34 protein-coding genes are annotated in these 25,516 nt (G+C 62.5%); 22 read left to right on the top strand and 12 right to left on the bottom strand.

Annotated features, from left to right (window positions below; all coding sequences use genetic code 11):
- Positions 1-8: 8 nt before the first annotated feature.
- The 3 genes from ACGHX3_RS10100 to ACGHX3_RS10090 all read right to left on the bottom strand — a co-directional run bounded on the left by ACGHX3_RS10100 (position 9) and on the right by ACGHX3_RS10090 (position 3,245).
- Positions 9-917 carry a copper resistance protein B gene (locus ACGHX3_RS10100; RefSeq protein ID WP_394694860.1) on the bottom strand — a complete coding sequence of 303 codons (909 nt, stop codon included), beginning with the start codon at positions 915-917 and terminating at the stop codon, positions 9-11.
- On the bottom strand, positions 914-2,716 hold the full coding sequence (locus tag ACGHX3_RS10095) for a copper resistance system multicopper oxidase (protein ID WP_394694859.1): 1,803 nt from the start codon (positions 2,714-2,716) through the stop codon (positions 914-916). Before ACGHX3_RS10095 ends, ACGHX3_RS10100 begins: the two co-directional genes overlap by 4 nt.
- Before the next feature lie 121 nt (positions 2,717-2,837).
- The gene (locus tag ACGHX3_RS10090; protein ID WP_394694858.1) at positions 2,838-3,245 is read right to left on the bottom strand and encodes a CopL family metal-binding regulatory protein; all 408 of its coding nucleotides are present in this window, start codon (positions 3,243-3,245) and stop codon (positions 2,838-2,840) included.
- Positions 3,246-3,405: 160 nt separating this feature from the next.
- Between ACGHX3_RS10090 and ACGHX3_RS10085 the strand changes: the two genes are divergently transcribed.
- A complete protein-coding gene (locus ACGHX3_RS10085) occupies positions 3,406-4,407 on the top strand; it encodes a glucokinase (protein ID WP_394697269.1) in 1,002 nt (333 codons plus the stop codon).
- On the opposite strand, the gene ACGHX3_RS10080 is transcribed toward ACGHX3_RS10085, so the two are convergent.
- Positions 4,289-4,759, bottom strand: a complete 471-nt coding sequence (locus ACGHX3_RS10080; RefSeq protein WP_394694857.1) for a helix-turn-helix domain-containing protein — start codon at positions 4,757-4,759, stop codon at positions 4,289-4,291. The genes ACGHX3_RS10085 and ACGHX3_RS10080 overlap by 119 nt on opposite strands.
- Before the next feature lie 181 nt (positions 4,760-4,940).
- Here ACGHX3_RS10080 and ACGHX3_RS10075 point away from each other — a divergent pair, with 181 nt between their 5' ends.
- From ACGHX3_RS10075 to ACGHX3_RS10010, 14 genes are all read left to right on the top strand, one after another.
- Positions 4,941-5,192 (top strand): hypothetical protein, encoded by a 252-nt coding sequence (locus ACGHX3_RS10075; protein WP_394694856.1) that lies wholly within the window; start codon positions 4,941-4,943, stop codon positions 5,190-5,192.
- Positions 5,189-5,365: a hypothetical protein gene (locus ACGHX3_RS10070; RefSeq protein WP_394694855.1), complete on the top strand. Its 177-nt coding sequence runs from the start codon at positions 5,189-5,191 to the stop codon at positions 5,363-5,365. The genes ACGHX3_RS10075 and ACGHX3_RS10070 overlap by 4 nt, the downstream gene beginning before the upstream one ends.
- Positions 5,362-5,556: a hypothetical protein gene (locus ACGHX3_RS10065; protein ID WP_394694854.1), complete on the top strand. Its 195-nt coding sequence runs from the start codon at positions 5,362-5,364 to the stop codon at positions 5,554-5,556. The genes ACGHX3_RS10070 and ACGHX3_RS10065 overlap by 4 nt, the downstream gene beginning before the upstream one ends.
- A complete protein-coding gene (locus ACGHX3_RS10060; RefSeq protein WP_394694853.1) occupies positions 5,549-5,725 on the top strand; it encodes a hypothetical protein in 177 nt (58 codons plus the stop codon). The genes ACGHX3_RS10065 and ACGHX3_RS10060 overlap by 8 nt, the downstream gene beginning before the upstream one ends.
- Positions 5,718-6,062, top strand: a complete 345-nt coding sequence (locus ACGHX3_RS10055) for a hypothetical protein (protein ID WP_394694852.1) — start codon at positions 5,718-5,720, stop codon at positions 6,060-6,062. Before ACGHX3_RS10060 ends, ACGHX3_RS10055 begins: the two co-directional genes overlap by 8 nt.
- The gene (locus tag ACGHX3_RS10050; RefSeq protein WP_394694851.1) at positions 6,059-7,171 is read left to right on the top strand and encodes a replication initiation factor domain-containing protein; all 1,113 of its coding nucleotides are present in this window, start codon (positions 6,059-6,061) and stop codon (positions 7,169-7,171) included. Before ACGHX3_RS10055 ends, ACGHX3_RS10050 begins: the two co-directional genes overlap by 4 nt.
- A 5-nt stretch (positions 7,172-7,176) precedes the next feature.
- Entirely contained in the window at positions 7,177-7,467 is a 291-nt protein-coding gene (locus ACGHX3_RS10045; RefSeq protein ID WP_394694850.1) for a single-stranded DNA-binding protein, read from the top strand.
- A 3-nt stretch (positions 7,468-7,470) separates the two neighbouring features.
- Entirely contained in the window at positions 7,471-7,701 is a 231-nt protein-coding gene (locus ACGHX3_RS10040; RefSeq protein ID WP_394694849.1) for a hypothetical protein, read from the top strand.
- 40 nt (positions 7,702-7,741) lie between these two features.
- Entirely contained in the window at positions 7,742-7,969 is a 228-nt protein-coding gene (locus ACGHX3_RS10035; protein ID WP_394694848.1) for a hypothetical protein, read from the top strand.
- Positions 7,970-8,722: 753 nt separating this feature from the next.
- Entirely contained in the window at positions 8,723-9,733 is a 1,011-nt protein-coding gene (locus ACGHX3_RS10030) for a hypothetical protein (RefSeq protein WP_394694847.1), read from the top strand.
- Positions 9,733-10,053, top strand: a complete 321-nt coding sequence (locus tag ACGHX3_RS10025; RefSeq protein WP_394694846.1) for a DUF2523 family protein — start codon at positions 9,733-9,735, stop codon at positions 10,051-10,053. The genes ACGHX3_RS10030 and ACGHX3_RS10025 overlap by 1 nt, the downstream gene beginning before the upstream one ends.
- Entirely contained in the window at positions 10,050-11,210 is a 1,161-nt protein-coding gene (locus ACGHX3_RS10020; RefSeq protein WP_394694845.1) for a zonular occludens toxin domain-containing protein, read from the top strand. Before ACGHX3_RS10025 ends, ACGHX3_RS10020 begins: the two co-directional genes overlap by 4 nt.
- Complete coding sequence (locus tag ACGHX3_RS10015) at positions 11,164-11,817, top strand: TraX family protein (protein ID WP_394694844.1); 654 nt, start codon at positions 11,164-11,166, stop codon at positions 11,815-11,817. Before ACGHX3_RS10020 ends, ACGHX3_RS10015 begins: the two co-directional genes overlap by 47 nt.
- 22 nt (positions 11,818-11,839) lie before the next feature.
- Positions 11,840-12,325, top strand: a complete 486-nt coding sequence (locus ACGHX3_RS10010; RefSeq protein WP_394694843.1) for a DUF4124 domain-containing protein — start codon at positions 11,840-11,842, stop codon at positions 12,323-12,325.
- A 51-nt stretch (positions 12,326-12,376) separates the two neighbouring features.
- Here the strand turns inward: ACGHX3_RS10010 and ACGHX3_RS10005 are convergent, their stop codons facing one another.
- The 4 genes from ACGHX3_RS10005 to ACGHX3_RS09990 all read right to left on the bottom strand — a co-directional run bounded on the left by ACGHX3_RS10005 (position 12,377) and on the right by ACGHX3_RS09990 (position 14,806).
- Complete coding sequence (locus ACGHX3_RS10005) at positions 12,377-12,676, bottom strand: hypothetical protein (protein WP_394694842.1); 300 nt, start codon at positions 12,674-12,676, stop codon at positions 12,377-12,379.
- 398 nt (positions 12,677-13,074) lie between these two features.
- Positions 13,075-13,527, bottom strand: a complete 453-nt coding sequence (locus ACGHX3_RS10000) for an SseB family protein (protein WP_394694841.1) — start codon at positions 13,525-13,527, stop codon at positions 13,075-13,077.
- 57 nt (positions 13,528-13,584) lie between these two features.
- On the bottom strand, positions 13,585-13,857 hold the full coding sequence (locus tag ACGHX3_RS09995; RefSeq protein ID WP_162109349.1) for a BPSL0761 family protein: 273 nt from the start codon (positions 13,855-13,857) through the stop codon (positions 13,585-13,587).
- 70 nt (positions 13,858-13,927) lie between these two features.
- Entirely contained in the window at positions 13,928-14,806 is an 879-nt protein-coding gene (locus ACGHX3_RS09990) for a DNA-binding protein (RefSeq protein WP_213605397.1), read from the bottom strand.
- A gap of 108 nt (positions 14,807-14,914) precedes the next feature.
- On the opposite strand from ACGHX3_RS09990, the gene ACGHX3_RS09985 reads away from it, so the two are divergent.
- Complete coding sequence (locus tag ACGHX3_RS09985; protein ID WP_185896178.1) at positions 14,915-16,027, top strand: site-specific integrase; 1,113 nt, start codon at positions 14,915-14,917, stop codon at positions 16,025-16,027.
- 21 nt (positions 16,028-16,048) lie between these two features.
- On the opposite strand, the gene ACGHX3_RS09980 is transcribed toward ACGHX3_RS09985, so the two are convergent.
- Positions 16,049-16,351, bottom strand: coding sequence for a helix-turn-helix transcriptional regulator (locus ACGHX3_RS09980; RefSeq protein ID WP_249720640.1), 303 nt, complete (start codon positions 16,349-16,351; stop codon positions 16,049-16,051).
- A gap of 128 nt (positions 16,352-16,479) precedes the next feature.
- On the opposite strand from ACGHX3_RS09980, the gene ACGHX3_RS09975 reads away from it, so the two are divergent.
- The 6 genes from ACGHX3_RS09975 (at position 16,480) to ACGHX3_RS09950 (ending at position 23,098) form a co-directional block, all read left to right on the top strand.
- Positions 16,480-17,292 carry a hypothetical protein gene (locus tag ACGHX3_RS09975; protein ID WP_260618959.1) on the top strand — a complete coding sequence of 271 codons (813 nt, stop codon included), beginning with the start codon at positions 16,480-16,482 and terminating at the stop codon, positions 17,290-17,292.
- A gap of 274 nt (positions 17,293-17,566) precedes the next feature.
- Complete coding sequence (locus ACGHX3_RS09970; RefSeq protein ID WP_185896994.1) at positions 17,567-17,863, top strand: type II toxin-antitoxin system RelE/ParE family toxin; 297 nt, start codon at positions 17,567-17,569, stop codon at positions 17,861-17,863.
- A 20-nt stretch (positions 17,864-17,883) separates the two neighbouring features.
- Positions 17,884-19,002 (top strand): HigA family addiction module antitoxin, encoded by a 1,119-nt coding sequence (locus ACGHX3_RS09965; RefSeq protein WP_185896176.1) that lies wholly within the window; start codon positions 17,884-17,886, stop codon positions 19,000-19,002.
- Positions 19,003-19,019: 17 nt separating this feature from the next.
- Entirely contained in the window at positions 19,020-19,499 is a 480-nt protein-coding gene (locus tag ACGHX3_RS09960) for a hypothetical protein (RefSeq protein WP_185896175.1), read from the top strand.
- A gap of 67 nt (positions 19,500-19,566) precedes the next feature.
- The gene (locus ACGHX3_RS09955; RefSeq protein ID WP_185896174.1) at positions 19,567-19,809 is read left to right on the top strand and encodes a hypothetical protein; all 243 of its coding nucleotides are present in this window, start codon (positions 19,567-19,569) and stop codon (positions 19,807-19,809) included.
- Positions 19,810-19,816: 7 nt separating this feature from the next.
- Positions 19,817-23,098 (top strand): hypothetical protein, encoded by a 3,282-nt coding sequence (locus ACGHX3_RS09950; RefSeq protein WP_221893555.1) that lies wholly within the window; start codon positions 19,817-19,819, stop codon positions 23,096-23,098.
- A 270-nt stretch (positions 23,099-23,368) separates the two neighbouring features.
- Here the strand turns inward: ACGHX3_RS09950 and ACGHX3_RS09945 are convergent, their stop codons facing one another.
- From ACGHX3_RS09945 to ACGHX3_RS09935, 3 genes are all read right to left on the bottom strand, one after another.
- Positions 23,369-23,926 (bottom strand): hypothetical protein, encoded by a 558-nt coding sequence (locus ACGHX3_RS09945; RefSeq protein WP_394694840.1) that lies wholly within the window; start codon positions 23,924-23,926, stop codon positions 23,369-23,371.
- Between the two features lie 104 nt (positions 23,927-24,030).
- Positions 24,031-24,699 (bottom strand): hypothetical protein, encoded by a 669-nt coding sequence (locus tag ACGHX3_RS09940; RefSeq protein ID WP_185896170.1) that lies wholly within the window; start codon positions 24,697-24,699, stop codon positions 24,031-24,033.
- A 69-nt stretch (positions 24,700-24,768) separates the two neighbouring features.
- Entirely contained in the window at positions 24,769-25,299 is a 531-nt protein-coding gene (locus ACGHX3_RS09935) for an EYxxD motif small membrane protein (RefSeq protein ID WP_185896169.1), read from the bottom strand.
- Positions 25,300-25,516: the final 217 nt, after the last annotated feature.

Raw genomic sequence — 25,516 nt, 5'->3', positions numbered from 1 at the left:
GGTCTCCATCAGAACCAGAGCCTGACGCCCGCGACCCAGCGGGTGTCGCGCGTGGATTCTCCGTCGGCACGTCGATACCCGGCGGTATCGCCGAACACGCGTTCGTGCACCACGCCGACGTAAGGCGCGAAGCGGCGACCAATTTCGTAGCGAAGACGCAGGCCGGCTTCGAAGCCGGAAACGCCACGCCCGATGCCGTAGTCCGGATCGTCCTTCGCCGCGATGTCCACCTCCACCAGTGGCTGCAGGACCAGGCGGTTGGTGATGCGCAACGTGTACTCGGCCTCGACGTTGGCGGCGACCTGACCGTCTTCGCCGATGTACGCGGTTGCCGAGACTTCGAACCGGTAAGGCGCCATGCCCTGCACGCCGACGGCGGCCCAGGTGCGCGCATCGCCGGGCGTGAAGTCGTGGCGGACACCCGCCACCACATCCCACCAGGGCGAAACACTGCGGCCGTACAGCACTTCGAGATCGGCGCTCTCGGTGTGGCCACCGACACGCTCGCCCTCGCTGCGCAGCCACAGGCGATCGGTATCGGTGCCGAACCAGGCGATGCCTTCCCAGGCCTGGCCGGTGCCCTCATCGGCATCCCAGGCTTCCAGCCGGTTGAAGGTCACCTTGTGGTTGAACGCCGGTGCGTGCTGCATGGCATGGTGGTCGATGGCCGGGAACGCGGCCGCCAGATCGTCCGCGGTGATGGCGGGGATGGGCTCGCGCGGCGATGTCGTTGTTGTTGCCGGCGCTGCATTCGACATCGCGCCATGGTCGTGCTGCGCGTGTTCGTCCTGCGTCGGCGCATCTGTCGTCGCGTGCTGCGCATGATCGTGATGTTGCGCAAAGGCAGGCACCGCGGCACCGAGTGCCACCGCAAGCGCGCTGGCGAGATGGAGCGGGGCAGGGGAGAGGGTCTTCATGCCTCGATCCTCACTTCCCGCATCATCCCGGCTTCCATGTGGTACAGCAAATGGCAATGGAAGGCCCAGCGTCCGAGCGCATCAGCCCGCACCCGATAGCTGCGCCGCGTGCCGGGTGGCATGTCGATGGTGTGCTTGCGCAGGTGGAAATCGCCGTCGGCATTCTCCAGGTCACTCCACACGCCGTGCAGATGGATCGGATGCTGCATCATCGTATCGTTGACCAGCACGATGCGCATGCGCTCGCCGTACTTCAGCGTCAACGGTTCGGCGCTGGCGAACGGAATGCCGTCGAATGACCAGGCAAATTTCTCCATGTGCCCGGTCAGGTGCAGTTCGACCGTGCGGCTCGGCTCGCGGCCATCGGGATCGTCGAACAGGCTGCGCATCGCGCCGTAGGTCAGCACCTGGCGGCCGTTGTCGCGCAGGCCGATGCCGGGATCGTCGAGCTTGGGTTCGCTGGCGGAGGACTGCATGTCGACCAGCGGATTGCCGGTCTCGCTGGCGGGATGGTCCGGGGCAACCGATGTCGAGGCATGCGCACCGTGGTCCATCGCCGCCATGTTCGCGCCGCAGCCGCCTTCGCCCATCATCGCGCCGCAGCCGCCTTCCATGCCCTTGTGGGCGCCATGGCTGCCCATGTCATGGCCCATGTCGGCCATCGTCAGCAGCGGACGCGGATCGCGTGCGGGAATCGGCGCTTCCATCCCATCGCGCACTGCCAGCGTGCCGCGCGCGTAGCCGGTGCGACCCATGTCCTGCGCGAAGATCGTGAAGGCGTCCTGGCCCACCGGTTCGACCAGCACATCGAACGTCTCCGCCACGGCGATGCGGAACTCGTCGACGCTGACCGGGTGGATGTACTGTCCGTCGGCGGCGACGACCGTCATCTTCAGGCCGGGGATGCGCACGTCGAAATAGGTCATCGCGCTGCCGTTGATGAAGCGCAGCAGCACCTTCTCGCCCGGCTTGAACAGGCCCGTCCAGTTGCCGTCGGGCGCCGCGCCGTTCACCAGGTAGGTGTAGGTGTGCGCGTTGATGTCGGAGATGTCGGTGGGCGTCATCCGCATGCGCCCCCACATGCCGCGGTCCTCGACGGTCTTCCCCAGCCCATCGCGGCGCGCGTCGCGGACGAAGTCCACCAGCGTGCGCTGGTAGTAGTTGTCGTGCTCCGGCATCTTCTTCGTCCGCCGGTACAGTGCGGCGGGATCCAGGTCGGTCCAGTCCGACAGCAGCACGACGTGTTCGCGGTCGTGGTGGTACGGCGCCGGTTCCCGCGGATCGACGATCAGCGCGCCATACAGGCCCGCCTGTTCCTGGAACAACGAGTGGCTGTGGTACCAGTACGCGCCCGACTGCTTCAGCTGGAAGCGGTACTGGAACGTTTCGCCCGGCGCGATGCCGTTGAAACTCAGGCCCGGCACGCCGTCCATGTTCGACGGCAGCAGAATGCCGTGCCAGTGGATCGAGGTCATGTCGCGCAGCCGGTTGCTGACCCGGACGGTGACGGTGTCGCCCTCGCGCCAGCGCAGCGTGGGCGCGGGCAGGCTGTTGTTGACGGTGATCGCCGGTCGCGTGCGCCCGGAGATGTTCACCGGCATCGCGCCGATGTTCAGCGCGAAATCGGTGCCGGCGACCAGTGCGGCGCCGCCACGTCGCGCGGGGATCCCGGCGGAGGCGGGCATGCGGGCGAGGCCGAAGCCGAGTGCGACGCCGCCGGTCGCAAGGCCGGTAACGAACTGGCGGCGCGTAGGCCGGAACGCGCCCAGGCGCCCCGGTGTGGAGTCATCGTGTTCCATTCAAACCATCCTGTGCATCGTCGGTACAGCCGACCGCTGTCGCGGTGGCGTCCGTCGTGGTCGTGGGACTGGCGCGCGTCAGGCGCTGTCCGGTCCTGCGGCAAGCCGCAACGTGGCGGCGTCAGGCCGCCAGGATGGGAGGTCGGTGACGGTGCGACAGGCGCACGGAGGCATGGACATCGGCGCGGTAGACCGGTGCGTCGGCCGCCGGATAGCGGGGTGTTCCCAATACCACCAACCAGCTCAGTGCGGGCGCGTGCTGAGCACAGAACCCGTCGCAACTGCCGGCCTTGCAGCAATCGGGAAGACCAGCGTCGTCGTGATGATCGGCCTTGGGCGCACCCGGGTCGTCTATCGCCACGTCCATGTCCATGTTCTCGTGGCATGGCGGCATGTCGTCGTGGCCGGACTGTACGGCCGCCCCCATGTTGCCCATCGCCATGCGCGTGGCGGCATGCGCATACGCGGTGCCGTTGAGCAGCAGCGCAAGGCAGAGCAGGGCACGGAGCAGGGCGGCGACGCGGGGCATGCCGGCATCATACGCCATGCCACCGGACGTACCGTGGCGTAGGGCGCCAGAGGGTGCGAGACAATGGTCCACGATGCCAAGGCACACGGCGACGCGATATCCTTGCCGCGTTGGTGAAGACTCCGGACAACGTGGCGATCGCATGACGGGCACGGTAATGATGAACAAGGTGCCGGCGGGCGTTCCCACCGATTCCTCACAGAAGGATTCCGTTTCCACCCGCATCATCGTGGCGGACGTGGGCGGCACGTATGCGCGGCTTGGCTGGATCGACGCCGACGGCGGCAACGAGATCCACGACTACCGGCGATACGCCTGCGCGGAGCACCCGGATCTCGCTTCGATCCTGCGCGATTACGCGGCCGGTACGCCGTGCCATGGCGCGGTCGTGGCGATCGCGGGCGTGCTGGAAGGCGATCGGCTGATCAATTCCAACCTGCCGTGGGCCGTGTCGGTGGAACAGACGCGTGCCGGTGCCGGGTTGGCCTGGGTGCAGCTGATCAACGATTTCGAAGCGGTGGCCAATGCGGTGCCCACGCTGGCGCCGGACACGTTGTCGCCGTTGACGGCCTTGGTGTCGTCCGGTGTTTCGTCGCCGGCCCTGGTGATCGGTCCCGGCACCGGCCTGGGGGCTGCGGTCTGGATCGAGGGCCAGCCGCCGCGTGTGCTGCCGACCGAAGTCGGCCAGGCGTCACTGGCGGCCGGCAACGCGCTGGAGCTGGACATCGTCCGCCGATTGCTGAAGGACCGGCCATACCTGCACAACGAGCACGTGTTGTCCGGCCCCGGCCTGATGAATCTGTACCGGTGCCTGTGCGAACTGCGCGATGCGACGCCCGTGCACGCGGATGCGGGCGCGCTGGTGGCCGCGGCGGCCTCGGATGCGCTGGCCCGGGAGACGCTGGAGACGTTCTGCGGCTGGCTGGGCAGCGTCGTCGGCGATCTGGCGATCATCTTCGGTGCGCGTGTGGTCTATCTGGCCGGCGGCGTGACCGGCCACATTCCCAAGTTCCTGCACGACGGGCGCTTCCTGCAGCGTTACCTCAACAAGGGCGTGATGACCGAGCAACTGGAACGGGTGCCGGTCTGGCGGGTGGAGCATGGCCAGCTGGGGCTGCTGGGAGCGGTGGCCTGGTATCGGCAGAACCGCGCTGGGATCTGATCTGGTCTGCATACTGTCTTGTACATAATAGGCATTCTTCCGCTGCCGAGCTCGAAAACGAGGTGGCGAAACCCTTATGCGCCAAGGCTTTCGGGGCGACGGCTCCGGAAAATCCGATTGCGCATAGCAACAGCGCCACCGATCCGGCCAACTTCCGCCAGACGGCCTTTTCTTCCCGGCTGATCGCCCGCGCCTCTCCCACGATTCCCATAACCTGTGCCAGAGGCAGTCCCGACAGTCCGGCAATCGTCGCGCACTGCACGGGGTCGGGCAGCCTGTGTCCGTTTCGATAGCTCGACAGTGCTTGCTTCGAAACCCCCAGCGCTGCGGCCAATTCGCCGTCAGTCCTCACCCCGCATACTTCCTTGCACTTGTCAAGCAAAAAATTTACGTCCACGTAGTCCTCACCCTGTAGACAGATAGTCCTCACCTAGCGTACAACGTGCCCAGTCCTCGGACCGAGGACTTTCCCGGCCCCCAGCGCCCTAGCTGGGGTGACCGGGGTCTAGGGCGCTAGGGCAGGGGACACCATCATGCAAACCGCACGTACTCGCTGGGCTGCCGCATACCGCGACGCTCGAAAGGTCCGTACCTTCAACCTTCGGTTTCATCACGTTCTGGAATCGCGTACTGATTCCTGCAACAGCGTTCTGGTCGATGCCATCCAGTGGCCTGTCTTTAACGCGGTGTGGCGTAGTGTTGATCGCTTGTCGTATCCCACCGACAAGGAATTTCCTCGTTTCAAGATCGATGCGCGCGGCCCGCTCGGAAGGCTGCCCGCATGATCGGCTTCCTTATCTTCGCCGCACTGCTGGCGATCACCTTCGGAATCGTCGGCGTCTGGAATGCCGGCGTGAAGTATGGCGACGCCAAGCGTCTTCAGGCATTCAAAGCTCACGCCATGGTTGCCGATGAGCTTCACCGCGCACGCGCTCGCCGCAAGGCTGGTGCTGCATGACGCCCGTGACGCTCACCCCCGATCAGTTCTCCACGCTGATGCAGGTTTTCGCACTTTTCGCGATGGCGGGCGGCGCGTTCGTCGTCCTCGCTTGCGTCGATCTATTCGACTACATAGACCGCATCCGCTGGCATCGCCGCCGCCGCGCACGCCTCGCACGTCGTCGTGCAAAGGCTGTCACCCGTGCGTGACGGCTACATCATCGAAGAGGTAGGCGGGCAGGGCATGAGCGCCTGTTACGGCTGCGACGAAGCCGCTGCCATCGCGAACTGCCGTTGGTACAACTTCCTAACACGCGGTCGCCGCGTGTTTCGCGTCGTCCTGCGCACGGGCTCGCTTGTGGCGGTGGTCTATGGCTGACGGCGGCTGCTCCCTGGAACGCGCGGCGCTGCTCGCCGCTGCATCACGTCGCACCGAAATGGCCGCGCAATCGCTCGGCCAGCACGGTTTTTCGGCGGCGGCCGGAGGCCGTCGCCTTGGGCTTGTCCATTCTTCAACAAGTGACACGCGGCGCGTGTCCTTCACTCTGCTGTTCGCCTGCCTGCTCGCCATCACCTTCGGCATCGTTGGCGCCTTCAACGCAGGTGTCCGCTACGGCGACGCCAAGCGCCTCCAAGAGTTCAAGGCTCACGCCATGGTCGCCGACGAACTCTTCGCGCAGCGCATCAAGCGCAAGGCAGCGGAGGACGTGCAGTGATCGAGGTCGAACACCGCGCGCCGTCGGACAGACTCCCCGCGTCTAACAGGGGAGTCAGTGAAACTGAACGAATCGGGGTGGTGCTGGACTGGGTAGCCGCTTCTTTCGATCTTGTTGCTGTTCTCGAAGCTCACCGCTTCATGGACGATCCGCAGGCCGTGCTTGATGACCTCGACGGCATCGTCGGCAACTGCGTGCCCGCCGTCGCCGGCATCCTCGCCTCGCATTTCGTGCCCGACCTGTTCGACCTCGGCGAGAAATCACGCGGCCGATTCTTCAACTGGCGCGTCGCGCTGCGCTCCGGCGATCAGCACGTGGGCCTCTTGGAGTTCGGCGGCATCCACACCATGCGGCAGGACGGCACGCGTACTGCGCGTATCGAACTCACGGGCGACGGCTGCCGCCTGTATGAAGCCAGCAGTGGCGGCGACCATGCGCAGCGGTGGTCGTCGCTGGCTTCACTGCTGGGCGCTGTCGATGCGCGTCTCACGCGCGTCGATATTGCGGCAGACGACTTTGCAGGACATTGGCCCGTTGCCTGGGCGATTGAGCGCTACAACGAAGGCGCCTTCGACCGTCGCGGACAGCGCCCAAAAGCGCGCCTGATTGACGACATGGGCAACCGTACCGGCAAGACCTTCTACGTCGGTAGTCGCACGTCGGAGAACCAGCTGCGCGTCTACGAGAAGGGCAGGGAGCAGGGCGACCCCGAATCGCCTTGGGTGCGCTACGAGGGTGAATTTCACGCCAGCAACCGCCGTGAGCTTCCCCTCGACATGCTGGTCGATCCCGCGCCTTACCTCGTGGGTGCGTATCCGGTCCTCGACTTCGTCGAAGGTATCGGCGAACGCCTGCGCATCGCCGCGGAAAAGGTCTTGGCCAACTGCAAGCGCGCCGTGATGCATTTCCGTCGCCAGTACGGCCCGATGTTGAACGCGATGCTCCACGCCTCTGGCGGTGATGAGCGAACCCTTACGAACTTGGTCATGGGCACTGCACGCGCCGGCTTGCCGTCGTGGTGTGCACGCCCTGACGACGCCGCGCAGCTGCTCGCGGCAATCCTTTTCGCCCCGGTGGGGCATATCGAAGCCCAGACAGGGCAGGAGTGATGACGATGAGTCTGCAAGTCAACGTGCGTGAAGCGAAGATCGACACCAAGAACGGCGTGAGCCGCAAGACCGGCAAGCCGTACAGCATCCACGAACAGCCGGCATACGTGACGTTGCCCAACGGCGAGACGCGTCGCATCACGTTGCAGCACGAAGACGGCGATCCGCCGCTTCTCATCGGCGACTATCAGCCCAAGCCGTCCGCGTACTGGGTGGGCGACTTCGGTGCGCTCTCCATCAGCACGCGCGCCAAGCACTGGGAGCCCGTCAGCGCCGCCAGCAAGAAGGCTGCGTAACCCATGTCATCGCCCGACCCGGAAACCGTGCTCTATGTCGTCGGCTGCGCTGCTGAAAACGTGCAGCCCGATGGCACGTGCACGGTCCCGGTTTGGGTGCCTTACCACCAGCCAGTATTGCCGCCCCTCGATCTGGCAGATGGAACCCTTGTCGCATTCGCCATCGTCGGCGTGTGGGCCATTGGGTTGAAAGCGCGCCTCACATTCCGTGCGGCGCGCCTCGGGGTCTATTAACCCGGGCAATTCCGCCTGGGCACAACGTGGAGAGAGAAAAATGCAGAAGCTGCGCACGCTGTTCAAGTCCACCGCCGCCAAGATCGGCGCCGGTACCACCGCCCTGACCACCAGCGCCATGGCGCTGGCCGGTGGCGCCACCTCGCCGGGTTCCGCCATCGCGGGCGAACTGTCCGGCGGCAAGGCCGACGTGATGCTGGTCGTCGCGGCTGCCGCCGTGATCCTCGGCGCCCTCATCCTGTGGGGCTACGTCAAGCGCGCCAAGTAACCGGCGCTGGGCAGGGGGCTTGCGGCCGCAGCCCCCTTTTTTTTCGGGAGATATCCATGGTTGCTAGCGGCATGCTCGGTCAGCTTCTGTCCATCGAGCTAACACAAGCTCAGCAGGACATTCTCGCTGTTATTACTGCCATCGCGTTCATATGGGCCAACATCTGGTTGTTCAAGAAGATGATGCGGGGTAGCTGGTGATGGGTTATTTCGTCATCATCGGTATCTGCGGTGCGGTCTGGCTCGCATTCGAGGGCATGTGATGAGCTTTCGGCGCATCCTCGCTAATGCAGTGGCGCGACGCATCGCTTACGTCGTCGTAGCAGCTGCATTGGCGTGGCTGGGTCTCGGTCGCGCGTACGCGCAGACGTACGACTATTCCGGCTGCGATAATGTCTCGTTGCAATCCGCTACGTGTCCCACTATCGCAAGCGCTCAATCTGCCTTGCAGGCCATTCGCACCAGTACATGCTCTCAGTCCGACGTTACTCGCTGCGACCCCGCTAACATTCAGACGACGCGTCATACTGAGGTGCACTACGCCCTCACGATGACGTTCTACTACATTCGGAACAGGCAGGGTCTCAACGGATCTGCCAGTCGCACTGTGCGAATTTCGTGCCCTGCCGGTCAGGTGTACAACGAAAAAGCGGCTCAGTGTCAGCCGCCTTGCACAGGGCGTCCCTCGACGGTGCAGCCGTTCTTGCCGCTGAGTGGTTCCACGCAGTGCTACAACGGCTGCGTAGTGTCGTACATGCAGAATGGCGATGACGAAACCTCGACGCGCAGCTATAGCGGCGCGATGTGCGGCAATGATGATTTTAAGCAGAATTGCCCTGTCGGTTCTTTTTGGAACGGCTACATGGGCGTATGTCAGCCGATGCAGCCCGACTGTCCTTCCGGCCAAGTTCGCGAAGGCGGTCAATGCAAGCCTGAGAATAAGTGTCCCGGCGGAATGATCGCGGTGACCGGTTCTACACCCGGCGCTATTTCTTCCGGCTCGCTCAATTGCAAGCCTTCGGAGGACACCTGTCCCGCCGGTCAAGTCCGTTCGCCTTCCGGTCAATGCTTGCCCGGTGAAGGGCAGTGTGCCGCTGGTGAAGCGCGTCGTAAGGATGGCACGTGCGGCAAGGATGACAACGGCGACGGCACTGCTGACGACGACGACGACGACGATACCAACGACTCACAGAAAGAGTCTTTCTCCGGTGGTGATAGTTGCACCGCTCCGCCGTCGTGTGCTGGCGGTGCTATCGACTGCGGCATGGCGCGCATTCAGTGGCGTATCGACTGCAACACGCGTACCAAGGTCAACATTACCGGCGGCACGTGCGGTGCTGTTCCTCAGTGCGTCGGTGAGAACTGTCGCGCCATGGAATACGCGCAGCTATTGCAGCAGTGGCGCTCTGCGTGCGCGCTGGAAAAGTTGGCTAAGCGCGAAGGCGGCGAGGGCGGTGCTGTCGGTGATGCGAACAAGAACGGTGTCGCCGATGTACTGGAGGGCAATCTAACGCCCAGCACTGGCGGCGATGGTGATACGGAAACCGGCGTGTCTGTGAAGTCGGTCGGAACCTCGCTACTCAATACGGACAACATCTTTGGCGCTGGGTCGTGTCCCCAGCCGCCCACTTTTCAGATCATGGGTACCACCGTGAGCGGTGCCGACTTCCCTCACTGGTGTAACGCGATGCTGATCCTGCGCGGATGCATCCTGATTTTCGGTGCCTTTACGGCGATCAAGATACTAATGGGGTGGGGCTTCTAATGGGCATGGTGGCAGACTGGATCAAGGATGGTGTCGCGCACCTGATCGGCTCGCTCAAAGAGTCGATCAGCGGCATCGTCGGCAAGTTTCTTGCGGCGTTCGGCTTGACCACCGTGTCATGGTCGGCTGTGCTGCCGAACCTCAAGGCCTTCATCACGCAGCAGATGGGCGGCATCAGTGGCCCCGCCGCCGATATGCTCGGTTACCTGCGCGTTGGCGAAGCCATCAGCATGATTCTTTCGGCGCTGACGGTGCGACTTGCCTGGAAGGTCTTTATCGTGCCGAAGGCGGTTGCCGATACCATCGGTGGCGGCTCGTGATCTACTGGTATACGGGCCAGCCTGGTCACGGAAAAACGCTGCACGCGATCACGCGCCTGCTGGAATTCAAGGATCAGGGGCGCATCGTCTACGCTTGCAACATTCGCGAATTCGATTACGCGAAAACCGGCGTTCTGGAAATGACGCCGGATCAGTTCAAGAATTGGCCCGACTTCCTGCCTGACGGTGCGGTGGCGCTGGTCGATGAGGCTTATGAACACGGCATGCTGCCTAAGCGCCCGCCCGGTTCTAAGGTGCCGCATCACGTTGAGCAGTTGGCGAAGCATCGTCACCGGGGTCTTGATTTCATCTTTGTCAGCCAGTCGCCGGACAAGCAGTGCGACCAGTTCGTCCAGGACTTGATTGAGCGCCATATTCATGTGCGCCGTCGCTTCGGCACCAGCTATGTGCATCTTCGCGAGTTTGATAGATATGAGGCGCAGGCCGAGAAGGCCACGCCGTTGTCCATCAAGCGCACCACGCTCCCTAAGCGTGCGATGGGGACTTACAAGTCGACCGAGCTTGACACAACCGAGCGCAAGATTCCGTGGTACTACATCGCGCTGCCGATTGCGGCCGCGCTTGCCCTGTTTCTTATGTACTACACCTTCGGCAGCATGGGCGAGCGCTTGGGCGGTGGCGATGCGGCAAAGGCTTCTTCTCAGAAGGCGTCTGCCGCTGACGGAGCGTCAGCGACGGCGGCGGCTGGCGGCATTCGTGATTCGATATCCCCAGCACAGTACGCCAGTCGCTTCATTCCGCGCGTGCCCAGTCAGCCCTGGAGTGCGCCTGCCTACGATGAGGTTCTCACGTTGCCCACGGAGGCACCGCGCCTGTTTTGCATGTCAGCACGCGAAGGATTCGATGCTGTCGGCAACGCGTTGCCTGCATCGTGCACCTGTCTGACGGAGCAGGGCACGCGTTACGAGGTGGACATTGGGGCGTGCTTCTTTATCGCGCGGCGCGGCCAGTACGAACCCTTCCGTGATGAGCGTGGTGATCGCTATGCGGATGGTGAAACGCAGGTGGAAAACGCACGCGCTGAGATTGCCAAGCGCGATGGTGGGATGGTCGTCAGCGGCAAGGCGTCACACGTTGGAGAAGTGTCTAATGAGGTCAAAGCGCCTGCCGGTAGCTTCGGTCGTGGTTCTCTCTAGCGCCGGTCGCGAGTGGCTTAAATGGCTCGCCCTTGTTCTTATGACGGGTGACCATGCCAATAAGGTGCTTCATCTTGGTATGCCGGTCCTGGGCGATATCAGCCGGGTGGTCTTTCCCATTTTCGCCATCGTGCTGGCTTACAACATGTGCGACGCTTCGCCTGCGTCCCGTCGTCAATCGATGGTTCGGCTGCTCGCTGCCGCCGTGATCGCGCAGCCGTTCCACGTTCTTTGTTTCGGCGATCCTTTGACCCTCAACGTCCTGTTTACCTTGCTGCTCGGCGTATTCGTCGTCTATTCCGGTACGCCCATGCTTTCGCTGGTCGCCGTGCTGACGGCTGGTTGGTTTGTTGACTACGGCCCTATGGGTGTCGCCGTCGTCGTGACGGCCTCGATGCTGTTCCATGGTGGTCTCCATGTGCGGCTGCTGCTCGCGCTGGCCGCGTCTGTCGCCTTGCTCTACCTGGTCAATGGGAACTGGTATGCCTTGGCTGCGCTGCCGCTGGTTGCCGTCCTTGGCCGCGTTCCCGGAACGTTTCCCCGCTGGCGCTGGACCTTTCTGGCGTACTATGTCGGTCATCTGGCCCTGTTGGCGGCAATCGCCTAACATATATGTCACTCATCCGTCAATGGGGCAAGAATCGTGCCAGTTAACTGGCATTCATATTCTGTTTATGGATGATTCAGAAATGGGGAAATTGGGGCTATTTTGCGTGTTTCTGGCCGTTTCCGGCGCAGTGTCCGCCCAGTCGATCTACAAATGCCGTGACGCGAAGGGCGGGGCGGTCTACCAGTCCGACCCGTGCCCTGCGGCCGAGAAGCGCTGGGACACCCAGCCGCGGGACTACACCTGGGATGACCACTACAAGCGTCAAGCCGCGGAGGCCTCTATTGCTCGCGATAGGCGCATCGTCCGTCAGCGCAATGCGGATCAGCAGCCCGTAGCGGCTGGAATCGGTGGCTCTCGGCCTTCCGGTGCTGCGATACCTGCCGTTACGACGTCTTGCCAGTCTGCCCGTGAGCAGCGTGACCGCATGAACGAAGTCCAGGGCGTCAATCGCACGTACGCCGGTTCGCGCGTGTGGGATCAGGCCGTGTGGGATGCCTGCAAGTGATCGGCGTGTAGGGGCGTAGCCCCTACGGTGACGCTTCACGTCGCTCCACGCTTATCCAGCGCGGCTTCCGAAGTGCTTGTCGTGCCAGTCTGCAAGGTCCACCACGACGACTTTCACCTTTCCCTGCAAAACCCGCTTTTCCGCCTCACGGCGTGAGCGAAGTCCTGCACGGCGCAGTTCCATGGAATCCCGCCAGAGAATGCCCTGTAGACGCTCTGGCGTGATCCTGTGGCGTTCCGGGCTGATCAGATGCCGTCCGCTGCCGGAGAAGTGCCAGCCGGCCCATGCGTCCGGCACGTCGGTTTGAATGGCCACGATGGCCGGGGCGTCGCTGTTCAAGCGATTGCGCATGCTTCCAAGCTCCCGTTGGTGGGCTTGGAGCCACGCAAGCGCCATGCCAGCCATTGCCGTAGCAGCCATGCCCACCAGCCCCAGTCGGCGAATTGACATAATAGGCATTATGCGAAATACGGTATGGGGGAGCTGAGCTGGTGGCTCTGGCTGCTACGGCAGTAACCGGGCTCGGTAAAGCTGTGACTTTTCGCCCCGCTCCCGGCCAAGTCACAGAATTAGCGTGTAGTTCGGGCAAGTCACAGCTTTAGTGTGGCGATTCTTTCAACCTGAAGTTCGGTCGAAGATGGCGATAACGCCAGGCTGCGTTAGGTGCTCAGGGAGCGGCAAACTGCGGTCATGGATCATGATGTCGATCATCGCGTCATGGTCCGAGCACATTGGCTGTACCGCCGCAGTTACCAAGCGAGCCGCACGTTGTCGCGCACGGCAGCTACCAACCAAGCCGGGACGGTAGTGGCGGGCCGGATTTCCAACTGAGTATGTTCGATCTTCTCAATGCGGGCCATATAGCCAGTGTCTAGGAGACTGGCGATCTCCTCTGGATACAACACCGCACCGCCATCGTTGGGATTGAGCATCAACGTGGCACCGCGCGTCTGGCTCAGCAACTCACGTGCCTCAAGCTCAAGAATCCTGACGGCCCGCGAGCTGGCGAACTGCGCCTTCTGTAGGGAGGTGAAAAACGGAATGGCATCAAAACCGTCCGGATGGCGGAATTGCACAAGCCGTAGGTGCTTGCTGTCGTCCGACACCGGCGCATGGACATAGACGGTGGCCTCAAGCAGGCTCCGGAAGAACGCCGGCTCCTCGGTCGGGTCGAGCCTCGATCTCTCCAGTCGCGCTTCCAACTCGTGATGGGGTGGTCCCGGGTGGCCTGGCGGCATGCGTGGTCGAGGTGGCATGCCCTACTCCCGATGCGGGCCGAGGGGGTAATTCCGCAACCAGTCCGCTTCGAAGCACGATGTTAGGTAGGGTCGTACGAAGAAGGATTGAGTCAGCTCGCGTAACCGTTCCTCGTGACCTGCTATGGCCTCGACATCGCTGATGGTCGGGTAATGCCGCAGCAGCCGATAGGCTTCTTGGCGAACGGTCTTTGGCACGGCTTGGTTGGCGGCGAGTTCTTTCAGGAACGCGCCGGCCTGCAGCAGGTTTCGCGTGCGCTCGCTGGGCATGGTCATGCGGGCACTGAAGCTGAAACTAAGGAATTCTTAGCCTACGCCGAAAGCGCATGCCAGACCAGCGCCCCCACTACGTGGTCTTGGAAGCGGGTTTTCGCTGGCGCGGTGTGGCGGCCTTCTTTGCCGTGGTTCGGCGCGAGCCCGACGTAGCCAACAGGGCATCTAGGCGGGCACGGGCCGCGGCACTCTCGCGCTCTGCCGCATGTTGGGCATTCTCCGCCGTCCGCTGAGCCTGGCCGGCGGCTTGCAAGGCGCGGGTGTGCTCACGCGCCTGCGTGCTCAGTTGCGCCTTCGTCGCCTTCACCTCCTGGCGGAGCCGATCGATCTCGGCAAAGCCGCGGTCCTCGGCCTGGCGCAGATGGGCTTGCAGCGCCTCACGCTCGGCCGCTGCGGCGGTGCGCTCTTGCTCCACGCGGTCCAGCGCTGCCTGGAGCTGCGTTTCCTGGGCGCGATTGCGTTGCTGGAGCTCCTCGTTCTGGCGCTGCAGATGGCCGACTTGGCTGGCCAATTCGTCGGCGCGCTGCGTACTGATGGCCAAGGCCGCCTCGGCAGACTGGGTGGCGGCGGTGGCCTGCTGCGCCTGGGTCTGGGCCTGGCGGACCTGATCGCCGGCAGCGGCCAACTGCGCCGCTAGGGCGGCCTGGGCGTCGGTCAGCCGCTGGCGCTCGGGCACCAGCGTAGCCTCAGCCTGCTGGCGTCCGGCCGCCAGCGCCAGCTCCCAGATCTGGGCTAAGGCCGTGCCCACGGCCTCCGGCACCGCCGGCATTTTCAGCCGGTGCTGCAGGCGTTCTGCCAGCTGCATCCACCACATATCCAGCAGCGGTCCGATCGTGTTCGGCGAGCCGCGTCCCAGGGCCTGCCGTACGCGTTCAACCGTAGGCCGCTCGCCGGCGCCCAATAGCGTGTCAGCCGCGGCGAAGACCTCGTTTTCCTGCACACCTCGCGCCATGGATCGCTCTCCTATGCGGGCGCCCTGCCCCGTTGTTTATCTACTTCCGATAAGGGATAGTTATCGGAAGTAGATGCCCTATTTCATATAAAGTAATACATACAACATATGAAATCTAACACACTCGTGCCGCGTCCCGATGACCTCCCTGCCCTCGCCCCAGATCGGTTGGCGGCGCAGGCCGCCGAGGCCGTGCGCGAGCTGCTGGCCGAGGCCGCGGCGGCCAACACCACCCGCAGCTATGCCAGCGCGCTGCGTTACTGGGCGGCCTGGTTCCAGGGCCGATTTGGCCAGCCGATCGCGCTGCCGGTGCCCGAGCCGGCCGTGGTCCAGTTCGTAGTCGACCATCTGGCCCGGCGCGGCAAGACCGGCCTGGCCTGGGAGCTGCCGCCGGCGCTGGATGCGCAGCTTGTGGCCGCCGGCCTGAAGCAGAAACCCGGCGCATTCAAGCTCAGCACCGTCGTGCACCGCGTGGCCGTGCTCTCGGCCGCCCACCAGGCGCACAAGGCCGCCAACCCCTGCGAATCGCCAGCGGTGCGGCAGTTGCTTAAGCGCGGGCGCCGGGCCTCGGTCAAGCGTGGCGAGCGGCCGCACAAGAAGACCGCGATCACCCGTCCCGAGCTTGAGGCGCTGCTGGCGACCTGTGACGGCTCGCTGGAGGGGCTGCGCGACGCGGCGCTGCTGTTGTTCGGCTTTGCCAGTGGCGGGCGTCGGCGAAGCGAGATCGCCGCGGCCGACTGGCAGGACCTGCGCCGCGTGGGCGACGGCGCCTTCGTCTACCGCCTGGAGCACAGCAAAACCCAGCAGGCCGGCCCCAGTGCCAGCGCCACGCCCGACAAGCCTGTGCTGGGGCGGGCTGGCGCAGCGCTGGACGCGTGGCTGCGCGCGGCCAGCATCACCGAAGGCCCCCTCTTCCGCCGCCTATGGGGCGCACGCGTGGGTTCGGGGCTGTCACCCAAGTCCGTGGCCGCCATTGTCCAGCGGCGGGCGTTTCTGGCCGGATTGAATGGGGACTTTGCCGGCCACAGCCTGCGCTCGGGCTTCATCACCGAGGGCGGCCGCCAAGGCATCGCCCTGCCCGCTTTGATGGCGCTGACCGAGCATCGCTCGGTGGCGCAAGCGATCGGTTATTTCCAGGCCGGTGAGGCGACCCACAACCCAGCCGCGACGCTGCTTGAGGGCGCTCCGACGCCGCCCACCCCAGCCTCTCCCCAACCCTGAGTAAGCGGATCGTTTGCTCCCTTAACGGCTGGGGCTTTTTTTGGAGGTCTTTCCGCGGGGCGCTTTCTCCAGGCTCTTCAGTAAGGCCTTCTTCTTACTGACCGACAGGTCGTTCCACTGCAGCAACAGCTGCGCCAGCAGTTCGTCCTCGGTGTAGAAAAACGCCGGTGGCACGCCCAAGGCGTCCGCCAGCTGCTTGGCCGTCTTCAGTTGGGGCTCGTGCTTGCCCCGTTCGTACTGGTTGATGCGGGGAGAGGCCACGGAGGGATCCATGCCGGCAAGAAGGCCCAGCTGCGTCTGCGACAAGCCAGCGCGCTCGCGCACAAACGCCAAGCGTCGCGCAAAAACCGGGTGTTCAGCTGTCCGCCTGGCCACGTTCGCTCCCTCTGGAAGGGGTAAGCATGGCGAAATGACGGGCAGTTGGATACTAAGATATTCTTAGAGGAGGGGCAATGCCAATGCCCCCTCTCCCCGGGAATGCCCGCCTGGTGGCCTTTGTACGATCCATGAGAAAAACAAAGCCGCACCCGACCAGCACGCCCCGCCCTGACGGCCCCACCCTGCCCGATGTGAGTCACCTGGGAGGTCGTGCGGCGCTCTATCTCTTGGCGGTGGTGCGCGCCCACCACTCACGCAAGCGCGTGGCCCCTACCCCTAAGGGCAGCGACGCGGTGTTGTCCGCGCTCTCCACACTGGGGCTGATCGAGGTCGATCCTGGACTGGAGGGCTTTGTTGTACCTGGGGATACACCGGCCTGGTCGTACACGTGGCCAGCGGTCCCATTCGAGGAACTTGAAAGCTACCTTACAGACTATCTATTGCAGCGCGGGCGCGAACCGGAATACGCCATGACCTGGTTACGGGTATGGCAGGAGTTGCTACCGCAGGAGGTGATGGCGTATCTGCAGCACCAACTTCGCCTGCATCATTTTCCCGACCTTTACATGAGTGAACTCGCTCGGCTTATCCAGCCCCACGATGCCAGTTACAGCCTGGGTCACTGGCGCTATGCGTGCTGGGCGTCCGTCAGAAGCATGGCATCGGTATCCCTTCAATATCCGGGCAATGCAGAAATCCTTAAGTTCACGTTGAGCAGCGAGATGCCTCGGCGCCTGAAGATGGCGCGTAGTTCAACGGAGGGAAAACTTTGCTTCTCGGCCTCACACACATTGCCAGACAGTGCACTTACCACGGTCATTGCCACCGTCGCGACCGATCTTGGCGATCGATATTGGATGGTGCCGCCCTCCTTGGCGGCAATCTGATACTGCTCTCGCTAGATCAACGGAGGCCAGAGTGAAAACACAGCTAGCTACTGTGAAGCGCCTAAGCGGCTCCGATGGCTGCTGACGCTGGAGAAGGCCCTCTTGGCTAACGAGGGTATGGTTCGAGTCGACGTCGGACGGGGTGGGTGGTGTTCTCCCTTGTGATGTCTCCAGTCGGGTGTAGACGCGGGTAGTTCGAATTAAATTACCACTATTACACTAAGTGTAATAAGGTCATTTGACATCTTAGGGCCTGCGCCGTATCGTGCCCGCCATGGACGTGGATTTTGAAGATGCCTCGCTGCGCAGGCTGGAAACGGACCCGGCGTACACCGCAGGGTTCGATGCCGCCATCGTCAAGGCCTTCCGAAAACGTCTGCAGTTCATCCGCGCCGCCCTGGACGAGCGCGCGTTCTACGCCATGAAGTCCCTGCACTACGAGAAGCTGAAAGGAAACCTGGACGGTCAAAGTTCGATGCGGCTTAACGACCAATGGCGGCTACTGCTGCGCCTGCGGCAAAACGAAGACGGCAAGACCGTCGTCGTTATCTCCATCGCCGATTACCACTAACCCTTCCCAGGATGAGCCCCATGAACACCCCCGTTGCCGAAGTCTTCCCGCCTGGCGAGTTCCTCCGAGAGGAACTGGAAGCTCGTGGCTGGTCGCAGACCGAACTGGCGGAGATCATTGGCCGTCCCGTGCGCCTGATCAATGAGCTGATCGCCGGCAAGAAGGCCATCACCCCGGAAACGGCCATCCAGCTTGGCGATTCGCTGGGCACGGGCCCGGAGGTCTGGATGAACCTGGAGAGCCAGTACCAACTGTCCAAGGTTCGGCCCACCGATGGCCTGATCGCCAGACGCGCCAAACTGTATGAGCGGTTTCCCGTGCGCGAGATGATCCGCCGCGGCTGGATCGAAAGCAGCAAGAGCATTGAGGTGCTTGAGCAGCAGTTCCTCACCTTCTTCGGTATCGAGGCGCTGGAGCAGGAAGTGCCTTTCTGCCATGCGGCCAAGAAGACTGCGCCATATGACGGTCCCAGCATGCTCCAACTGGCATGGCTGTGCCGGGCGCGCCGCCTGGCTTCTGAGCAGGTCCTTGGGGCGTATACCGAAGCCGCCCTGCGTCAGGCCCTGCCTCGCTTGTCGGCTCTGCTGTCTGCCCCGGAGGAAACCCGCCATGTGGCGCGCGTGCTGGCCGAGTGCGGCGTGCGGTTTGTCATCGTGGAGCCGATCCCCGGCGCGAAGATTGACGGCGCCTGCTTCTGGCTGACCTCGGCTCAGCCGGTGGTGGCCCTCTCACTGCGGCTGGATCGCATCGACAACTTCTGGTTCGTGCTGCGCCATGAGCTCGAACATGTGCTGCAACGCCACGGGCATGAGCGAGGGTACATCCTGGACCAGGACATTGAAGGATCCGCCGGCGATCAGATCGATGAGGAGGAGGCGCTGGCCAATCGGGCGGCAGCCGCCTTCTGTGTCTCAACCGATGAGATCAGCAACTTTATGCTGCGCGTATCGCCCTTCTTCAAGGAAGAGCGCGTGCTCTTGTTTGCCCAGCGCCTGAATGTGCACCCGGGCATTGTCGTAGGCCAGTTGCAGCGCCGATTGGGACGCTACGACCTGTTTCGCAAGCACCAGGTCAAGGTGCGGCAGTTCATCACCTCATCGGCCCTCACCGATGGCTGGGGCGTCATCCACACGGTCTGACAGTAGGAGCATCGCGCATGTCCGCTTATTCCAATGCCGTCAAAGAGTACGTCGAGCGCTACAAGGCCGAGGTCGGCTCGGATGGATTGCTCGATCCGCATGCGGTGGCCGAGTGGGCCTACCGCAATGGCCTGCACAAGCCCAACCTGACCACCGTAATCGATGCCATCGCCACCGACATCGCACAGGTCTTCCGCGAGGAATACCGTGTCGATCGCCACGGGCGGCGCTACCGCGCCAAGCATGCGGCCGTGGAAAAACGCGGCACGCGTTCGATCTCGCTGTGGGCCGACATGGACGATCCCAACGCACCACACAGCCACTTCCAAAAATCCTTTGGCCAGCGGCGCCACCAGATCGTGGACGACTGCGTGCAGCTGAAGACCGACGTGGATGTCTACAACGACAAGCGAAATCCGGCCGAGCCAATCCAGATCACGCTGGACTTCACCCTGGACGTGGCGGAGTTGCAGCAGGTACCTCGCAGGGTCGCCTGAACCCTCGGCCCTGGGCCTTCAGTGGGGGCCAGGGCCGATCCCTCCTTCCACTGAAGGAACTGATGCCATGGCCAAGAACGAATCCTCTGGTCCCAAGGTCGCCAAGACTGCCTCGGCAGTCTTGCGGGATCCGGGTGCGAGCAAGACCGCCAAGTCCCTCGCCGGCAGCGCGCTGTCGCAGACCCACACGACTAAGCAGTCCTCTGCCACCACGGCCAGCACCGCCTCCAAGGCACTCAACGATGGCCGCAGCAGCGGCTCGACCAAGTCCTTGGCCGGTAGTGTGCTGACCCAGAAGCCCAAGAAGTGACCTTGGCTTGCCGATGACCGAAGGTGCGCCGCTCGTCCGCGCACAAACGCCGACTCCCTCGGCGTTCATGCGTGGGCGACGCCCTACCCTGTACTCCGATTCCCTGGTCGAGTCGCGGGCGGCGTTGACCCGCCCCGAATTTGAGTACCAGCTGCAGACTATCACCGCGCGCAGCGAAGAAGCGCAGTTTCAGCGCTTCATCCACGCGTTGTTGGAAGTGGAGGTCTGTCCCAACCTCATCCCGCAGACTGGACCCACCGGGGGTGGCGACAGTAAGGTCGATGCCGAAACCTATGCGGTGGCCGATGCCATTGCCGAGCGCTGGTGGAGCGGCACCGCCCGTGAAGCGGCTAGCGAGCAATGGGCCTTTGCGATCAGTGCCATGGCCGATTGGCGCAAGAAGGCACGCTCGGACGTGGACAACGTCCTGGCCAGTGGCCGCACATACCAGCGCATCCACTATGTCACCAACCAGTTCGTCCGGGACAAGGATCGTGCCGCGCTTGAGAACGAACTCACGCGCCGAGCCGGCAACGTCCCGGTGCGCATTTTTGACCGTACTTGGATCCTTCAGGCGGTGTTTGACCATGAACACTGGGCCATCGCCGAACGCGAACTTGGCCTGCCGGCCGCACGGGCCACCTCTACGGGGGTGTTGGGGCCACTGGACGCTGACCGTGCGCGCGAGCTGGTCGAGCTAGAAGAAGAATTGGCAAATCCGGCGCGCTTTGCCAACAGCCCTATGCAATTGGCGCACGCGTGGCTGACCTCGGCGTTGTTGGCGCGTGGTTTGGGTCGCCGTCGCGAGGAACTGGATCAACGCTTCGATCGCGCGATCGAGGCCGCACGCCGTGGGCATAACGCCCGCGGGCAACGGCGCATGCTCTATCAGAAGGTGTGGACCGCATTTTGGTGGTTCGATGACTACGCCGCGGTCATCGGCGGTTTTGACACCATTGAGGCCTTGCTGGATGAGCAGGCCAACGCGTGGGATCTGGCTCAGCTCACCAACCTCTACAGCCTGCTGCATTCGGCCGAGCACCACGGCTGGCTGCCGCCAGCGGCCGCTAACCTGCAGGCGCGGCGTGAGCGGTTATGCGAGCGACTGGAGCCGCTCGCCAAGCGCCGCTCCCACCCCACTGATGCGGCCATGGCTCGCACCCATCTGCTGCACCTGGGCTTCTTGGCCGACCCGCACGATCCGCATCGGCAAGCCGAGACCGTCAAAGGGTTCAAGGCGTTGCTGCGTGAAGTCGAGCGGCTGCCCGATTATCCGGTGGAATCACTGTGTGAGACGATTTCCGTGTTTACCCAACTCCCTTTCTCGGTCGAGGGGATCGATGCCATCGCCGATCGTGCTGGCGAGCTGGTGGGCCAGCGCCTCGGCGCGCACGCTCAGGCGCGCCAGCTCCTGGATCGCGCAACCCACAAGGTGGAGAACAAGGCGCCGGAGGAGGCGTTGCGCCTGCTGGGGCGGGCCATTGGACTGCTGCAGCGACAACACTCCCGTGAGCTCTACTTGGAAGGAGCCTGGATCGCCTCCCGGGCGTATTGCGAGGTTGGATTGTTCTGGGCAGCCCGCGCGCACTTGCTGCTGGGCCTGAGCCGTTCGTTGCGCAGCGTGATCGAGGATGCAGAGATCTCTTTCGATTCGCTCAACTTCGCGGTGCGATTGGCGTGGGTAGAGTTGGCCGCTGGACGCTTGCCGCTGCTGCTTGAGGCTTTGTCGTACGCCGATATCATGGCCAGCGCGTTGGACTTGTCAGACCACGCCAAGACGGCCTACTTCGACGAACGGCAAGCCATCGAGGCGCGCTTGGCGTGGGCGATCGCCCAGGCCACGCCGGAGGACGCGCACGCTATTTCAATCGCACCGCCCATCCTGGCCGATCGTCAACTGGACCTGGCGGAGCAGGTCACGCTGGCCTTGCTCGGTCACCCGCAACAGGCCTTGCAGGACATGACCGATGGGACCGACTTAGCCGCGATCCAGGAGATGGATTGGGGTGCCGAGGCTGGTCGCATCGAGTGGGAACCAGGCCTTGCCCAGACGCTGCGCACACGCATCGTCGGGTGTGAAGTGGTCGCTGAGGGCATCACCACGTACGAATCGCATGCATTGGTGATGTCGATTTTCGCGGCTCTGGAAGGATTTGCTGCCACGGCTTTTGCAGATCGTCTGGCGCCAAGCAATGATCGCCTGCTGGTCACGGTCGACGACTCCCAACATTCACGCTCGCTATCGGTGTCGCTGGACGAGGACGAATGCGGCGATCCGTTGCTGCGACTGAGCTTTGCCCGCGGAACGCTGCCGTCCTATGCAACCACAAAGGAGTTCCAGAAAAAGGCCGTCGAAGCGGTGGCGTACATCATCGTGCATGTTTGCACACCGGGTGGCCGCACCGACATGAAGCGCATGTTTTCCCAGGATGCCGTGCATGAGCGTGCGTTCAACCTGCTGCAGGCCGTGGCCTTGGACGACAGCTCTCTCCGCTCACCGGGGCTGGCCGCGCTCTGCCCGGCAGATTGCGCGCTGGTGGAACTGCTAGATGGCGGCCGCTTCAAAGCGGCCACCGATTCGGCGAGCGAGAAAGGTATGTGGGAGGTACCGATGCAGACCGGTGCGCCTCCTGCTTACCTGCTGCAGTTCAACCATCGGCAAACGCGCATGGTGGGGGTGATCAACAGTCCTCTGTGGGATCGTGCCGGCTGGCGCGGTGTGGGCTTCACTTTCTGGGCCGATGGCGTGCCGGGCATGGAGTTGATGTTCACGAAAGCCGATGAGGCCGCCAAGATTCTGCGTAGTTGGCACCGCCGCATCGGTACGCTGGAACCGGATCAAGTCCTGCGGCTGGCCATTCTCACTGACGTGGATCAACACCACCGCCACCACTATAGGGTCGGCATCGCCCCGGCGGCCGCGGGGGGCACCGGTGACGCCACCAAAACGCTGATGATCGCCATGCGCTCGAAAACGTTGACGCCGCAAGACACGGTGAACCTCGACGTGTTCTTGACCGCCTTTGCCAAGTATGGGCGCTTTCGTCTGGGAGTGGCCGCGGCACCGGAAGATCCGAGCATCCCGTTCACGCCACTGGGGTTGAAGCCGATCGAGCTGACCAGGATCGAAAGGAAGGCAGCCTGGCAAATCGATGCCGGCGAGGTGCTGTACGGGATGATGCTCTGTGACGACGATACGCCATTCATCCCCGAGCATGTCGCTGCGCCGGATGAGCTGCCAGTGATGCAGATGATTGGGGCCCGGCAGTTACGAAAGCACCGCCGTTGAGTCAGTTGGAACGCCATCTCAAAGTGGTCATGCGCTAAACATGCGGCGTTGCGACGATCCGGCGCAGCGAAATTTCGAGATCGAGTGGGATGGGCATCAGCCTGCAACATCCGACAGCGTGCCTCGCTATCTGATGCTCCCCTGGTGCTCATGCTCAAGGGTATCGGCTGACCACTGAAGATGTCCGCTACCGGCCAGAAGCGGACATCGGTCAGCGCCTGAATTAAGCCGCGCCGCGACGCGGCGTCGACATGAAAGAAACGTTATCGCTCATCTGAAATCGTCTCCGCCGTTCGGATTTATGACGTAGCTGAAGGTTATCTCATCCTTCAAGTCAGACCTTGCGCTGTCCTTTATGTCGGAAACTTTCAAAGCCGCGTAATTGCCGTATCTATTCTTCAATATAACCACGTCGCCCTCTTGAGGAGTTCTCGATCGCGACGAGAAGTCTAGGTTAGAGACGCTCCTCAGGTCCTTTATGTGAGCCACTCCAAGGGCTATGGCGATGGAGTCAATCGAGGGTGGATCCTTGTAGATGTGGATCGAGGTATCACTTGCCTTGCTCCACGCCGTCTCAAACAACATTTCCTCTCGCCCGATGACGTATCGGCCATTGTTATTGGAATAGTTGAAAGTGACGGTCCCGGAAAGTCGCCTTGATGCATAGCTTTTTCTGCCGGTTGGCCACCACTGGGTGAAGAGACCCATCAGGCCGACAATCACAAACAGCCAAGGCTCAAAGCCTGGCTCGAAAAGCTGCCAAGCGATCCCGCCTGCTAGGGAAAGCAGAGATAGTGACAGGACAACTGTTCGCTGAGCCACTGTCATGAGCGTTAACACCTGAGTTCGGCCGACCTGTGCAGCAGCCGGGCTGTGTGATACACGTTACCGCACAAGCCAGGCCGCGCAGCAGCTTCGGATTGAAGGAGTTTTTAGACACCGCTTCGCAGTGACTCAAGCTGCTCCGGTGACAACTGCTTGGTTGTGCCCCAACCACGCAAGTACGTCTCAAGGATGCCCGTTGCTTCTCGGAAGCATCCCGCCACTTCAAGCCAACTGAACTCTGGAAATCTCTGGTCCTGGTCGGAGATCAAGAACTCAACGGTTCCGTCCCCGTCACTCAAGTCATTAATTGCATCTGTGATGTGGGAGCCGGAGAAGTGCACGTACCCACAAAGATGCTCGTAGACATCGGGAAGCCAAGGATGCTTGTCTTTGTGGAGTTTCACCAGATAGGCATCCGTAAGACGATCTCCTGATCTAGTCTTCAATTTGTCTATTCGTGCCCCCCTCAGAACCTCCATGGAGAAATCATGCGGGTTCTCGACGTGCCACGCTGCAGAAAATCTGAGCGAAGTGTCGATGTGAATTCTTAGAAGTGATCTTGCAACGACCATGTTCCAAGAATTGATGGCAGACACAAATGCACTGGTAGTACTGGCATGTCGTTTCGTAGCTGCGAAGGCCAGGAAATCCAAGGGGAACATAGGGCTCCCGGAAGGAGCAACCAGTTCGATCATGATGCGTTGCAACTTTCTCGCATCACTCTCCAGTTCCTCAAGGGCTACGACTACGTTCTTGCTATGCGTGGGATGCGTCATGAGCTATTTTGCGGTGTCTAACACCTGAGTCAAGCCGCGCCGCGAAGCGGCGTCGGACTCAATGAATTTTTAGGCAACAACGCCACGAAGTCGCCGATTTGCTAACCGAACAAACCTCTCATGCGCCAAAGTGAAGCTTGGCACTAGAGAATTGATCTCCATCGCCTCGGCCTTGATGTGATCAGGCGTGGGGCCGGCAGGCAGATAGTCGGGCTTTACTGATCGCAAGTGGCCCGTCGCTCCAATCGGAACGGTGTTCTTTGCAATAGTCCTGCCCAACTCAAGTGCTTTCTCATAGACTTCTCTGTGCGCCTTATTAAGAAGGGGGTCGATGAATTCATGATCGATCGTTCCCCAAGAATCTACGTAGCGAGAGAATGGCGACCAGTAGGCGCTTTCAAATGCGCCGAGAAAGTCGTGGCCCCGATAGAAGTCGGCGACTCCGCTATCAACTATCAACTCCCTATACCGCTTGTACAGGTCAATGTCGTGTTGGCTCCTCTTGCCTCCCCTGGAAAACAGCGCTCTAACCTTGTCCCAGAAGTAGCCGATGGCGGCAATTCCTCCAAGAATGGTTGCGATGACTAGCAGGTTATCCATACTGCCTCTTGTTGCCTAACGCTGGAATTAGGCTGCGCCGCGAAGCGGCGTCGACTTGAACGAATTGTTAGGTCTCAGCCGGGATGCCAGGTAACGGGCACAGACGGAAGCCCACGAAACAAGAAGAGCAAACGGGAGCCACGATCCGCTGCCAGGGCCGTAGAGCCTGACAAGGCTGATGAACTCCCACGCCTCAATCAAACTCAGTGCAATGAGC

The sequence above is a fragment of the Pseudoxanthomonas japonensis genome, from assembly GCF_043632995.1.
Taxonomy (GTDB): domain Bacteria; phylum Pseudomonadota; class Gammaproteobacteria; order Xanthomonadales; family Xanthomonadaceae; genus Pseudoxanthomonas_A; species Pseudoxanthomonas_A japonensis.
The sequence above is the reverse complement of the archived record's forward strand: the minus strand, read 5'-3'. Positions and strand labels throughout refer to the sequence as shown.